The following is a 13115-nucleotide window of genomic DNA, read 5'->3' on the forward strand; positions in this document are numbered from 1 at the left end:
CGCTCCAGCGGTATTTATCACGGAGACAACGGTATTCTGATAAATATAAACCACCTACCTCCTGTAGTCGTCAACAAGAAATGGATGCTGGCCGGGGGTGTGATTGCACTTGTCATCGCGTCCGTCACCATCCTGATAGTACGGAGTGGGAGCAACACTGACAGTCGAGCAATACCGACTGCAACAGCCGCGTCGAGATCTACGACAACGGCGGCATCGACGCCGCAGAAAATTCCTGTCAGCTGGGGTCCAAACAGGGCGATGTATTCGACTAAGGAGCCGTCGCCAACTGCCGTCTTCAATAGTTATACCGATATTGGCGAGCCCTTCCCCGACGAGCGCGAATTCGTAGAATGCGGCGTCGCGGCACCTGTCATGACTTATCAGAAGCAGCTGTCGGTATATCAAAACTCGGCAATATCTGTCAGCATATGGGGGCGGAATTCAACCAAAAATCCTTCTCAGTCAATTTCAGGAGCGTGGATGGAATTAATTTTTCCGTCCGACCCTGCTTTAGACCCATTTATTACAGTCGCACTTCATGGTCGTAACGTAGCTACAGTTTGGGCCAGTTGTCACATTTTGACCCACAATAAAGTTGTCATGATCCAGTATGTGCCAGGATACGCTTCAATATCGCAGTGGAGGGCCGATCAGCAGCTTGTCGAGAAGGCATCCTTGCGGGACGGCATAGTTCGCAATCGAGAACTACTGCCTGGAATTGGCGGCGATCGTGATGGAATTGTCCCGAGTGACTGCTCATTTTCAATAAGTATTGCATTTCAGGTTATGTTCCTATAACAGGCAATCGGACTGCACAATCAAGCGTGGTCGTTCTACTCCCATAGCCCCATGGCCAACGACGACAAGCCTGGATGCACCTCGCTATCAACCGAGACATAGCAATTCGACTGCTGCTTGCAAATGCACCCAACAATCATCCGGTCGGTGCATCCGGTGGCTCTCACGCAGCTGTCGTGCGCGGATAACCGTCAGCTCCAGCAAGTATGCATCACACATCACTTCCGCCAACGGCCCATCTGCATGGACGTAGGTACGTCCGATCGGCTTCCGGTCACGCTCGGGTGTCAACTGCGATCATCCTTCGGTTCACGGTCGTCGCCTCCACGGCACTCGGCTGAAGCTCGGAAGTGGATAGGTTTCCGGGAGTAGCTGTCTCGGCCGCCTTTCGGTCAGTCCCACAGCACAGCGCACGGCAAGGGCGGCAGATCGGCGCGGATGTCGTCATCCACGGTGACGATCAATTCCGGAAAACCCTGCGCCAGCTGGTCGGCGACGTTTTGAGCCTGCTCAGCGCTGGCGATGTAATCGAGGTTCAGGGCACCGAACTCGATGTGGATGTGGCGGAACCGGCGTAACAGACGAGGCGGTGTCATCCCATCTCGCACACCAGGTTGCCTATGCCTTCTGCCTTCGATCGGATTGCTATCCGGGATGGCAGTCACGCCGGGTCACCGCGGCTTACTCGTCGACAAGACCATTCGTCCGCCTTTGACCAGCGCATCGAGAGCGGCGGCCTTGCGCGGGCAGCGGTTCGCCCGACAAGCCACATGGAACTGCATCACCGAATGCGCCTGTTCGATCGTGAACGGCACCCCTGGCGGTTGGTGGGCTTCTTCCTGGGTCATGGCGATGAGTCGGTACATAGCAAGCGAATGCGTGGTGACCATTGGATCGAAACCTCCGGGCAAAATGGGGAGAACGGGCGGTACCCGGCACCGGGGGCTTTCGCCACCGGCCTGCCACTCTGGTGGGCCAGTGCGCCGCGTGAGGGGGTACGGCGTCGGCCCGGTACCGGGTACCGCCTTTGACTTTGGCGCACAGGCGGTTTCGGGCGGTACGGCGCGGTGGTGGGGTAGTGTGGGCGCAGCGTAGGTATTTGCCCAGGTCAGGCCCAAAAACATAGGCAAAGGCGATGGTACGAGCGCGACAGTGGACCGGCTTCGAAGCCGCCGCACTTCAAGAAGCTATGCGCAAGTCGATTCGTGAGTTCGCCGCTCTACTGGGGGTAGAGACGACCACGATCACGAACTGGCGCAGCGGGCTCAGCGCAGTCACGCCACGCTCCGGTACCCAGGCCATCCTGGATACGACCTACCAACAGCGGGCGACACCGGAGGACCGCGCCCGCTTCGAGCAGATCGTGGCCGAGGGGGAGTCGGTGTGGCGGGAGCGGCACGATCGCGGTCGCCGTCCGGCCACCAGCCGCGCCGTTCATCCGTCCTATGATGAGGAGGCATGGGCCCCGGACCACCAGGTGGATGATGTGCGTCGCGCTGACTTTCTTCGCGGTTTGTTAGCTGTATCCGCCACAGCTGTAACCGACGATGTGGTGGCGGCGGCTACCCACCCGATCGACCGCGCTCCGGTCCGCGTGGGCATGGACCACGTCAACCGCGTCCGTGACTGGGCCTCCTTGTTCCGTGCAGCGGATGACGCGGGCCTGCACATCGGGGACGGCATGGTCGCGCAGCTCCGAGTGGCAGTGGACTACCTGCGGGCGGATATGTCGGAACCAGTGCGGCACGCCATGCACGCGGTAGTCGGGACGCTCTTCCGAGTCGTCGGGTGGGCACAGTACGACCGCGGCAACCATGAGGCAGCCCGGACGAGCTTTCGCGCAGGGTGGCACTGCGCCGAGCAAGCCGACGAGTGGTGGCTACGAGCGGCCGTCCTGACGTGCCTGGCCCGTCAGGACATCTACCTCGGGAGTGCCGACAGTGCGCTGACATTGCTGGGACTGGCCTCGGTTCGGTCCGACCGGCTGTCGCTGCTGCGCCGCGCCGACATCGCGGCAGTGCAGGCACGAGCGTTCGGCACCCTCGGCAACGCGGTCGAGTGTATGCGGGCGGTCGACCAGGCCGAGCAGTTCTTCGCCGAAGCGCGGAGCCAAGACCATCCGGATACCGACCACGAGGGCTTCAAGTCCTACTACACCGAGTCGCTGCTTCGGGGGGACACGGCGCAGGGGCTGTTCGACCTGGCGTATCACCAGAAGGCCGAAGTACCAAGCACCACTGCTAGGCTCCGGACCGCGCTGAATCTGTCCGATGAACACGCCCGGTCGCGTCAGCTCAGCCTGATCCGGTTGGCCGCTCTTGAGTTGCGCCACGGGGATAGCGATGAAGGATTGGCGCTCGGATTTCAGGCGGTCGAAAGCGCCGGCGGCACCAGCTCGGCGCGCGTCCTGGATGGACTGAGGCTGATGTACCAGGCGGCCAGCGCGGACCGCCTGACATCTTCCGCTGGCGCCCAGCAACTCCGGCGCGGGATCGCCGATCTGCTCCACGCCTCGTAATCTCAGGAACCTACCGACAGGAGCTGCAGTGATCATCGCTTTCTCAGTCACGCCGATGGGTACCGGCGAGAGCGTCGGCGAAGGAGTTGCCGAGGCTGTGCGCGTGATTCGAGCGAGCGGACTGCCGAACGAAACCAACGCCCTGTTCACCACGATCGAGGGGGAATGGGATGAAGTCATGGCGGTGATCAAGCAGGCGATCGACGCGGTCATGGCTGTCGCACCTCGATGCAGCATCGTGCTCAAGGGTGACATCCGTCCGGGTGTCACCGATGCGATGACCGGCAAGGTGGCATCGGTCGAGCGGCACTTGGCGGCGAAACCGGGATCCTCCGAGGCGCAATCGAACGGCCGCTAAGAGAGCTGTTGCGAAAGCTAACTTCGACTGTCCGAAGTCTGTTAAGGAGTTGCTCCTGGGTCAACCCGCAGCTACGACGGGCCCCGCACGACTAAATGCGCGTTCTCAGACGGCTACACCCAAGGTCGCGGATAACGCGAGTCGTCAATCAGTAAGTGTCTACACGTTCTTTGGGTCGAGGGTGGGGCGGGCTATTAGCATGAAGAACTTCTTTGCTTTCGCGCGCGGGTGTTATTGATCAGGTGCTTCCTTGCCATCCTGGCATTGAAGGCGTCACTGATCAGGTTGCGCATGGTGGCGGTACCCGCCGGATAGGTGTTGTAGCGCGCGTACCCGATGTCGTTCCCGTTGGCATCCCGCTCGACGTTGTCGTTGACGCGAGCTGGCAGCTTGCCGCCGTTGACGGCGGCGCTGGGCAATTGGATCGCGAGGAGGCCATTCACCTTGCTGTACTTGCTATCCCGGAGCGACGAGTATACTTCCCAGTCCACGTAGCGACGCGCCCAGGTACACTTGCCGATGAGGACGATCGTGACCGTTGAATCGCCGAGGTAGTCCTGACGGATGCGACTCATGATGTAGTCGGTATCTTCGCTATCAATGAAGTCATCCTCGTCGGTGACGCCGATGGTCTTGGCAATGAACTCGGAGCCAAAGGCATCGAGGAACTCCGCAACTTCCTCGGAGTCTTCTGCGTGGTAGGAGATGAAGCACTTGTGCCGTGTGGGGTCGACCTTGCGTGCTGCTGCCCGCTGGGCAACAGCCAGCAGTTGCCGCTGACTGTAATGACTCACCTGAATCTCCTTGGTCTCATCGTAGTGTCGCTGACGGAGTGTAGACGGCACGTCTGACACTTCTGAGGGATGATGGTGCAATGGCCACTGTCCCAACGGTTCCTGACTCATCCATGCCGCAGCTGTTCCAAGCTGCTGACGCCGCCTCACTCGATGGGCAACGCTCATACGTGGGAGGGATTCGGCGCAGGCTGCTATTTCTGATTGTTGCTGCAATCAGTGGAATCGTGACTTGGCGCGTGGGTGGTGGGCGACTCGATGTCCTCGGGCTCGTTGGGATGCTGGCATTCGTCGCGTCGATCTTGGAGGAGTCTTCCCTGTGGCGGCGCCGACCGGATAAGGCGTGGTATGACGGCCGCGCTGTCGCCGAGTCGGCGAAAACGCTTGCCTGGAAATACGCCGTCGGTGGCCTCCCGTTCCCTGTCAGCATGGTGGCTGACGAGGCGACGCGTGGGCTGGTGGCAAAACTAGGAGAACTCAACAATCAGTTTTCTGATCTTGAGCTTGAGCCGGTCGCTGCCCCCCAAGTCTCCGATTGGATGATGGAACTGCGCGCTAAGCCATTAGATGAACGCAGAAAGATCTACATCGAAGCTCGGCTCCGTGCGCAGCAGAGCTGGTATGCTGCTAAAGCTAAATATAACAAGCGTCGCTCGAAACAGTGGCGTATTGCGCTATTCGTTTTGGAGTTCTCGGGAGCTGCAGCATCATTGTTCACCGCCGTGGTGCAAACCACGCTTATGCTGGGCCCTGCCTTGGCGATGATCGCTGGCGCTGCGATCGCCTGGATTGAAACCAAGCAGCACGATTCCCTCGCTCGTGCTTATTCTGCAGCATGCACGGATTTATCCAATGCAGAAGCGAAGTTAGTAATTGTGGGTTCCGAAGATGCCTGGAGTAGAGAAGTCGATGATGCCGAGGAGGCAATAAGCCGTGAGCATGTAGTGTGGCTGGCGACCCGCCATCGTCTGTGACCGTAGCTACCCCACTTCGGGCCGGTCCACTACGCTGATTGCTTGCGTGAATCCACGACCTGGATAAGATCGCCGTCGTAGTCGTACCAGTGCTCGATTACGGAGTCGTCATCGGTGTATTCGAATACCTTGCGTGCATACCCGTACGAGGTGTCGGGATCGCCACTCTCGGTGATGATATTCTCCTCTGTTTGACGGCCATGCTCGTTATAGGTGAGCTCGCGCCCACTTCGGGCACCGTCGTACTTCATATACTTTTTCCACCTTCGGCCCGTCTGCGGATGATAGGTGTAGTACCAGACATCCTCTTCGACATGCCAGCCGCCTTTACCGTCGGGGGAGTACATGCGGTTTTCTACCACTCGCCCGCGATCGTCATAACCGAATTTCTTATAATTGATCAGATTGGCATTTTGGAATACGTCGACTCGGTCGACAACGCCTTTATCCCAATAGATACAGTAGGATGATCCCGTGGGCGCTACTTGGGTCAGCGCACCGATGCCCGTCGGTTGGCCAAGCGAAGAAATCTCAAGCGACTTGTACCAGCGGCTTCCACTGAAGTCGTCAGAGTGCAGTCGTACTTTTCGGGAAATTTTACGCACATTTTCACTGTATCGATTCCTGCGCGTAAAATCAAGATAATGCCGACCGTCTAGGCGTGCGGGAAGTTTATCGGCAACCGGCTGTACCAGAATTGGAAGAATGAATGACTCTCGTTGGTCTCGCGTCATGACCGTAAAGGCGGATTCAAACTCCACTTGTCGAACATAATAGGATGCGAGCGCGGCCGGCGAGATGGCGATGCAAAAGTAGCGACTCTTCTCGATTGCTTCTTCGATCTTGAGACTGACTAGGTCGCCAACTTCCAGCTCGATTGTATCGAGCCAAACATCGACATGATGGCTTTTAAGATCTTCTACCAAGCGATTTATGAAGCGGCTGTTCTTGCGTGAGTAGGCAATAAAGAGATCGTGCTGCACAGTCATCCCTCCCGGCCCAGGGCCTCTCGGTAGCGCATTGCATCTTCGTCGAGCGTAGCCGATGCCGGGATGCTGAGGTGTGCCATCGTGGACTGTTGAACGCACTGCGGAACCCCGCTCCAGATATGACGAAGCCTTGTGTTCGCATCGCGTGTGCAACTTGCTCGGGCCTTATCGAGTCAGCGGAAGATCAACTTTGTTCCGGGTACTTGGCGAGATGTTCCTTGCTGCAGGGGTTGGCTGCCCAGAGAGCGGCGACATTCGGGCCGTGGGCGCACTGATCCGTCGGCTTCGCAGGAGCGGGTCGGCCAGGCTGCTGAACGGGTGGGCGAAGTTGCCTGCCCGGCTTGAACATCATGATCCATCAGCCTGCGCGCTGGCTGTGGGCATCGGGCTCGGATTGATCACTGGCCATGCGCCTCCTGGTAGGCCGCAACAAGAGTAGTCGCAATACGTCCCCGGTCGGACACCCGATACCCCCGGCTGCGGGCCCATGCGCGGATAGCTCTGCTTTGTGGACCCCTGACATCCTGCGGCCCATTACGGTCGGCTGTCTGTGTGGATCGGCCTACCTCACGGGCATGCGTTGTCCACTCTCCGAACGCGTTTCGTAGCTGCTCGGCTTGGACGGCGGTCACCGTGATCCTGTAACCGACCCCATCGAGAGAAAACCCGATGGTCTCCATTATCGGCGATTTGTTGTCGCTGTCGCCGTTGCCTACAAGCGCTCGCGCCCAACGCCTTCGCCCCAGCGCTTCCTGTCGCACTCGGATGGGTTCGTATGAGGACAAGCATGGCCCTGCAGTCGGGTGGCCCAGCGGTGATAACGCCGTGGGAAGCGTACTGGCACCGACGACTTCTGTTTGCTGTTCAGCACGACCGTCCTGCCCCTGCCCTCGGACCCCCCGTTGTCCGGCCTCATACAGCGTGCGGTCGCGCAGCATCGCCCACAGCACGTTGATCCGGCGTCGTGCGAGGGCGAGTACCGCTTGGACGTGGGTTTTGCCTTCGGAACGTTTGCGCTGGTAGAACGCGTCTGATGCCTCATCCCAGTGGCGGGCCGACTGTGCAGCCAGATAGCAGGCGCGCAGCAGACGACGGTTGTAGATGCGAGGACGCCGGTGGTTGCCGCGGACCTGCCCCGAGTCACGCGGTACAGGAGCGAGGCCGCAGAGTCCTGCTAGCTTGCCGGCGTTAGGGAATGCTCTGAAGTCACCGCCGATCGCCGTGACGAAATCGGCAGTCAGTAAAACGCCGAAGCCTGGCATGCTCAGGATGATGGCAGCGTCACGGTGACGGCGGACGCGGGCCTCGATCTGTGCGTCGATGTGGGCGAGCTCGACGTCCCGGTCGAGGCTGGCTTGAGCGAGTCGTGATACGAGGCTGGCCGCGAGTGCCTCGCCGGGAAGAGCGATCTGTTGAGCGTCAGCGGCCTCGACGGCGGATGCCGCTATTTTCCCTGCGCTGCGGATTTTGAGGCTCTTCAACCACGCCGCCAGTTCGTCGACACCGGCCGCCCGGACCGCCTGCGGCGTCTGAAACCTGGTGAGCAGGATGCAGGCGCCCTTACTGTGGGCGAAGTCGAACGCAGCTTCTAGGGCGGGAAAGCATTCCATAAGCAGAGCCCGTAGTCTGCTGAGGTTCCGGATCCGGTCTTCGGACAAGCTGGCTCGCTCAGCGGTGAGCAGGCGCAGCTCCGCCGTAGTCTCATCAACATGTTGGATTGGCCGCAGGTCGCGTCGCGTGCGTGCCTGCTGGGCAATGACCGCTGCGTCCTTAGCGTCGGTTTTTCGCTCGCCCGATTGGGACTTGGCCGCGTGATGAAATATATGCCCCGGGATGAAGACGACCCGCTGGCTTCGGTGCATGAGCGAGGCAACGAGCAGGGCAGCGCAGCCTCGGCTGAGGTCGGTCGCCCAAGTGACCTCGGCACCCTCAACGAGGGCTTGCACCGACGTGATCAGCGAGTCCAATGCTGCGTGGTCATTCGGCACTCGCTGTGAGAACAATTCGACGCCTTCATGATCAACGACGATGCAGTGGTGTGCTGCCTTTCCTACGTCGATGCCTGCCCAGATCTTCTGCTGCACAGTCATACTTCCGTTCAACGGTCCTTCATCGGGTCCTGAACGACTCGCCGGCACTCTCGAAGAAGCGCTCGAAGCGCAGACCTTCACAAGCGGTCGAGTCGTGCCTTTCATTCGGGCGTCGCGTCGGCCTTCTTGCATAAGCCTTCGGACAGGATCGGAGGTGTGCCAGCCATGTACGACGTCCAGAGGTGTATTCGGAGCCAACGGCGCCATGGCGGTGTGGTGAGTCATGGCTCATCGGATTCAGCGCAAGTGAATGAAACCTGTTGCAGCAGCGCCGATTCGCCATGCGGACGCGCAATAGGCGTGCTTGCGAGCGCAAAGAGGCTCACGGTACGGTGCACCGAGGCAGCCAACAGGAAGCCAGGTGCCGGGTTCTGATTCACCTGACGCCACCAGTGCGCCGAGGCCGTGAGGGGAGCCAGATGACACGCTGCGGCAACACACTGCGTATCTCGGGTTTGGTCATCGTTACAGCTGTGGCGCTCGTCGGATGTGGATCCTCGAGTAGCGAGGGTGATGCGTCTCCAGATAGTCCTTCGCCTACGGCAGTGCCATCCGTTGCAGCTGGCGTGCCGCAGGGGTACGACCCTTGTAAGGACATCCCGGCCGAGGTGCTGTCGTCGGAGAACCTCACGCTTAGGGGGCAAGCGGACGCCGAGGCAGATGGTGGCGTCAAGTGGCGCGGCTGCCGGTACGGTCGATCCAACGGCTACGTGGTGAGTATCCGCACGACCAATTTGACCGTCGAGGTTGTGCGTGCCAAGCAGCTCCCGGAGGCACAGGAATTCACCATTGCCGGCCGCCGGGCGATCTCCACCCGGCAGTTCGACGGCCCCTATATCAAGGAAGCCTGCACGGTGGACGTGTCGATGCAGGGCGGCAGCCTGGAGTTCAACCTCAATAACCCAGCCTCGAACCGTGCCACGGGAAGCCTTGATTCATGCGAACTCGCCCGGACGCTCGCGGAGAATGTGGCGCCGACGATGCCCGCGACGGCGTGACCGGGTCGGTGGCCAAGACGCACTGATAGGGAGACTGGATCATTGAGCGGGGATGACAACCTACCTCGGCCGTTGGCGAACTTGGTGAATGACGCACGCGAGGGCCGGCTGCTGGTGCGGATGGATCCGGAGCAGTTCGTCTATGTTGATCGCGACTGCGAGTTCTTCAAGGCCAAGATTCGCGACATCCAGCAGATGATGACCGACATCGCGCAGCAGCAGACGTGGGGTCTGGGCGAGCACTACCGAAGCAAGAGCGGTAATGAGCTGGTGTCGGGAACGACGATGGTCAAGCGGTACCGGGAGAAGGCCAAAGGCTCCCAGAACAGCGTGTATGCGGTGATGGAGTCGCACTACCGGGTGGTTGAGGACATCCAGGATCTGTTCCGTGCCATCCGTGAGCGCTACAGCCAGCAGGACGCCGAGTGGGGTGCGCGCTACCGCGAGCTTGAGGCCACGTTGCCGCAGCAAGCCCCAGCGCCGCAGCGCATCTTCTCAGTGCCCTTCGCGAAGGAGTGACGGTCGTCCGATGCAGGAAAACGAACCGAAGCAGATTCCGGGGAACGGCGAGTACACCGGTGCCTGGTCCCACCACGAGATCAAGGACGCATTCGAGTCACTCAACACCCACAACGCCTACAACGCGGCCGTGCAGTACTCCAATGCCGCGACGATGTGGGATCAAGGCGTCGAGACCTTCGCCCGATCTGTGATCAGCTCGATCTCGCAGGCATGGGAAGGGTCGGCGGCTGATGCTGCTAAGGACGCGATCAAGCGGTACACCGACGCCGCGCGGACACTCGAGCCGATGCTGACGCAGCTGTCGAACAAGATCACTGAATCGGCGGCGGCCATCGTCGATACCCGCAATGCGATCCCCGGCTACGCTGACCACTCGTGGACTGCGAACGTCTGGCCGCCCCGGGCTGCTGAGGAAGAGCGCTCCCGCAACGAGGCTGAACAGAGTGCCCGCGACGCCATGCACAACATCTACGTCACTCGTTTCGCTGACTACGACGCGCAGGTGCCCGTCTTGCCGTCCGGGGTCGATCCGACACAACAGTCCGATGCACCGGCGTTCAATCCCGGAACCAGTCCGACGGTAGACAGCAGCTTCAACCCGTCGTCTCCCGGCAGCCCGGCTTCACCACTCGATCCTGGCTCGCCCAGTGTGCCAACGGATCAGGCGCAGGACGTGCCTACGGCGGACGAATTGATGCAACAGCCGAATTCGGACGCGCCTGTGACCCAGCCGACCGGCTACGACCCGACGGCGACTGACACCGGCACACCCACTCCCACCTCTCCGACTACCACACCGGCCAGCACTGTGCCGACGAGTACGCTCTCTCCGAGCACACCCCACGGGCCGAATTCTGTCGTTCCGGGCAGCCCTGAAAGTCGTGCCCCACTCCCCGGAAGCAGCGTGCCGGGCACTCCCACCCCAAACGTCAACGCGTCTGCGGCCAGCCCATTGGCAAGCAGTCGCGCAGGCATCGGCACGCCGGGAATGGTGCCTGGGATGGGCGGCGCTGGTCGTGGCAAGTCCGATGAAGAGTCCACCCACAAGACTCCGGACTACCTGATCAACAAGGAGAACACCGCTGAGCTGATCGGCGAGCTGCCGCGGACCATACCGGCGGGAGTGATCGGCCGGGACCCGCAGTACGTCGGTCTATCGACGGACGACGACGAAAGCGCAGAGGCCAGCCCAACGACCGAGGCCACGGAAATCTGAACGTCGGCAAACGCACAAACGCGTGAGGATGTGCCGTCACCGCAACGGCTTACAGCGCGATGGGTGGCCGACATGAACGAATGGACGTTGTATGGACGAATGGACCTGGGATCCGGATGACTTCGCTGCACTTTGGTACAGCGACGCCAACGATCGCTTCCCTAATCCATTGCACTACCGAAGCCGCTTCGCACTTCGAGACGAGTTCGCGGCGCACCGCCTGGTCGTGCGCAAGCGCTACTCCTGGAACGAGATGGAGCGGATCCAGCTCGCTCTCGACACACTGACGACCTCGGACCTGCGTATCGAAATACTCGGCGGCACTACCAAGCACAAGGGCCGCGACGGCAGCGTGCGGATGTACCGGATCGTGGGTGCGCGGACCAAGCACCAAGCCGTATCGCTCTACCAGACCGCCAATGTCGAACAGGACGGACCCATCCGACTGCGCCTGTTCAACCCGGACGATCTCCCGGCACATCTGGCGAAGTCGATCCCTGCTCGTGAACCGGGTCAGCATAAACCCGCGACCTTCGATGTCCGAGATCTGCGGCCGGACACCGGTAGTCATCTGGAAGATGTCTCCCGCGCCAGCCCACGGGAAAGGTACGAGCGGCTGGTTCATCGTCCGGCCGACGGTGGCGGTAGCGCTGGCCTGCTCACTGGCCCAGTCAATGTGGTGTCACACCCCCTGGTCGTGCTGCAGTGGCATGACCTCACCGATGACGGGCGCTACCTCGAACGCCGCAGCGGCGATCAAGTCACGGTGAGCCCCGCCTCGGTGGAGGCGCTGTCTACTCAATTCACGACCTGGATCGAGCGCGCCCTGCAACGCCTGCAAGAAGACACACGCGCCAGGTGGTAGCTGTCCGACTGAGCCCGCAAATGATCCGCCAGGATCGCTGGACGTCCGACAGCATCGCCGCGACGCACCGCCAAAGAAACTGCGAACCAATGGAACCGATCGGCGGCCTGCTGCGTCGGATTAGATTGACGGACTCGATCTCGGATATGAGGAGCACGAATGGCTGGCATCGAGCAGGATCCTCTCGGCGCACACAGCGGTGGGCTGGGGCAGCAGGTCGACTCGATGCTCGAGCAGTTGCAGCGGCAGCGTGAGGGATTCGTCGCTGCGCAGTCCCGTCTGTCGTCAGCGACGGCTGAGGCGTGGTCCTCCGACCGGTTGGTTCGGGTGGTGAGCAATATCGCCGGAATCCCCATCGAGGTGCATGTCGTGCCGGAAGCGTTCAAGCGCTCCACTCCCGAGAAGCTGGGCCGGTCGGTCACCGAAGCTGCCCAGTTGGCTGCTCGACTGGTTGCCGAGCGGGCCCAGCAAGCACTCGGCCCCATCGAGCAGCTCGTGGACGACATGCCCGACCTCCCAGACCTCATCCCCGGCGCTCCTAGTGTCAAAGACTTGTTCAAGTCAGTCGTCCCGCGTCCGCCCAGCCCTGCGCCCTCGAAGCCCAAGCGGCCTCGCGTCGATGACGATGACGAAGACGAGTACTTCCGCAACGCCTCGTATCTGGAGGAGCGCCCGTGAGCGACTTCGGCGTCAATCCAGAGGCCCTGCGGGCTACCCAACCTCGGTTCGTCAGCGCGTCCGATCGCGTCAAAGCCGCAGCGGCTGACCTGAGACGCGTTATCGAGGCGGAAGGCACATGCTGGGGGTCGGACAAGATCGGACAGTCCTTCGCCAAGGATTATGTGCCCGGCGCAGACGACGGGTTGAAAGGGACAGACGGCCTGGCCAAAGTGCTTACGAATCTCGGTGACAGCGTCGTCCTTATCGCCGACAAGGTTCAGGCGCAAGATCAATCGACCGCTGACAGAGTGAACCAGATCAGGCCGTGAC

At 60.9% G+C, this 13115-nt stretch carries 14 protein-coding genes and 1 pseudogene; 9 read left to right on the plus strand and 6 right to left on the minus strand.

Going from position 1 to position 13115, the window contains the following annotated elements; translation table 11 throughout:
* Positions 1-1193 precede the first annotated feature (1193 nt).
* Both ACIHAX_RS28565 and ACIHAX_RS28570 read right to left on the minus strand, forming a co-directional pair.
* Complete coding sequence (locus ACIHAX_RS28565) at positions 1194-1466, minus strand: hypothetical protein (RefSeq protein WP_397280590.1); 273 nt, start codon at positions 1464-1466, stop codon at positions 1194-1196.
* A 6-nt stretch (positions 1467-1472) separates the two neighbouring features.
* On the minus strand, positions 1473-1691 hold the full coding sequence (locus tag ACIHAX_RS28570; protein ID WP_397280592.1) for a hypothetical protein: 219 nt from the start codon (positions 1689-1691) through the stop codon (positions 1473-1475).
* Positions 1692-1990: 299 nt separating this feature from the next.
* Here ACIHAX_RS28570 and ACIHAX_RS28575 point away from each other — a divergent pair, with 299 nt between their 5' ends.
* The gene (locus ACIHAX_RS28575; protein ID WP_397280594.1) at positions 1991-3319 is read left to right on the plus strand and encodes a hypothetical protein; all 1329 of its coding nucleotides are present in this window, start codon (positions 1991-1993) and stop codon (positions 3317-3319) included.
* Between the two features lie 28 nt (positions 3320-3347).
* Complete coding sequence (locus ACIHAX_RS28580) at positions 3348-3677, plus strand: MTH1187 family thiamine-binding protein (RefSeq protein WP_397280596.1); 330 nt, start codon at positions 3348-3350, stop codon at positions 3675-3677.
* 194 nt (positions 3678-3871) lie between these two features.
* On the opposite strand, the gene ACIHAX_RS28585 is transcribed toward ACIHAX_RS28580, so the two are convergent.
* On the minus strand, positions 3872-4471 hold the full coding sequence (locus tag ACIHAX_RS28585; protein ID WP_397280598.1) for a TIR domain-containing protein: 600 nt from the start codon (positions 4469-4471) through the stop codon (positions 3872-3874).
* An 80-nt stretch (positions 4472-4551) separates the two neighbouring features.
* Here ACIHAX_RS28585 and ACIHAX_RS28590 point away from each other — a divergent pair, with 80 nt between their 5' ends.
* A complete protein-coding gene (locus tag ACIHAX_RS28590) occupies positions 4552-5445 on the plus strand; it encodes a DUF4231 domain-containing protein (RefSeq protein WP_397280600.1) in 894 nt (297 codons plus the stop codon).
* A gap of 29 nt (positions 5446-5474) precedes the next feature.
* On the opposite strand, the gene ACIHAX_RS28595 is transcribed toward ACIHAX_RS28590, so the two are convergent.
* The 3 genes and pseudogenes from ACIHAX_RS28595 to ACIHAX_RS28605 all read right to left on the minus strand — a co-directional run.
* A complete protein-coding gene (locus tag ACIHAX_RS28595) occupies positions 5475-6434 on the minus strand; it encodes a toll/interleukin-1 receptor domain-containing protein (RefSeq protein ID WP_397280602.1) in 960 nt (319 codons plus the stop codon).
* Positions 6435-6832: 398 nt separating this feature from the next.
* Entirely contained in the window at positions 6833-7372 is a 540-nt protein-coding gene (locus ACIHAX_RS28600; RefSeq protein WP_397280723.1) for an Lsr2 family protein, read from the minus strand.
* Positions 7349-8518: pseudogene (locus tag ACIHAX_RS28605) on the minus strand (IS110 family transposase); the annotation flags it as partial. The pseudogene ACIHAX_RS28605 and the gene ACIHAX_RS28600, both read right to left, overlap by 24 nt.
* 425 nt (positions 8519-8943) lie before the next feature.
* On the opposite strand from ACIHAX_RS28605, the gene ACIHAX_RS28610 reads away from it, so the two are divergent.
* From ACIHAX_RS28610 to ACIHAX_RS28635, 6 genes are all read left to right on the plus strand, one after another.
* The gene (locus tag ACIHAX_RS28610) at positions 8944-9522 is read left to right on the plus strand and encodes a DUF3558 domain-containing protein (protein WP_397280604.1); all 579 of its coding nucleotides are present in this window, start codon (positions 8944-8946) and stop codon (positions 9520-9522) included.
* 84 nt (positions 9523-9606) lie between these two features.
* Positions 9607-10041, plus strand: coding sequence for a hypothetical protein (locus ACIHAX_RS28615; RefSeq protein WP_397280606.1), 435 nt, complete (start codon positions 9607-9609; stop codon positions 10039-10041).
* A 10-nt stretch (positions 10042-10051) separates the two neighbouring features.
* The gene (locus ACIHAX_RS28620) at positions 10052-11260 is read left to right on the plus strand and encodes a WXG100 family type VII secretion target (protein ID WP_397280608.1); all 1209 of its coding nucleotides are present in this window, start codon (positions 10052-10054) and stop codon (positions 11258-11260) included.
* A 91-nt stretch (positions 11261-11351) separates the two neighbouring features.
* Positions 11352-12125, plus strand: coding sequence for an ESX secretion-associated protein EspG (locus tag ACIHAX_RS28625; protein ID WP_397280610.1), 774 nt, complete (start codon positions 11352-11354; stop codon positions 12123-12125).
* A gap of 159 nt (positions 12126-12284) precedes the next feature.
* The gene (locus ACIHAX_RS28630; RefSeq protein ID WP_397280612.1) at positions 12285-12803 is read left to right on the plus strand and encodes a YbaB/EbfC family nucleoid-associated protein; all 519 of its coding nucleotides are present in this window, start codon (positions 12285-12287) and stop codon (positions 12801-12803) included.
* Positions 12800-13114, plus strand: a complete 315-nt coding sequence (locus ACIHAX_RS28635) for a WXG100 family type VII secretion target (RefSeq protein WP_397280614.1) — start codon at positions 12800-12802, stop codon at positions 13112-13114. The genes ACIHAX_RS28630 and ACIHAX_RS28635 overlap by 4 nt, the downstream gene beginning before the upstream one ends.
* The last annotated feature ends 1 nt before the right edge of the window (position 13115 follow it).

This window comes from Nocardia sp. NPDC051929, from assembly GCF_044548645.1.
GTDB lineage: Bacteria > Actinomycetota > Actinomycetes > Mycobacteriales > Mycobacteriaceae > Nocardia > Nocardia sichangensis.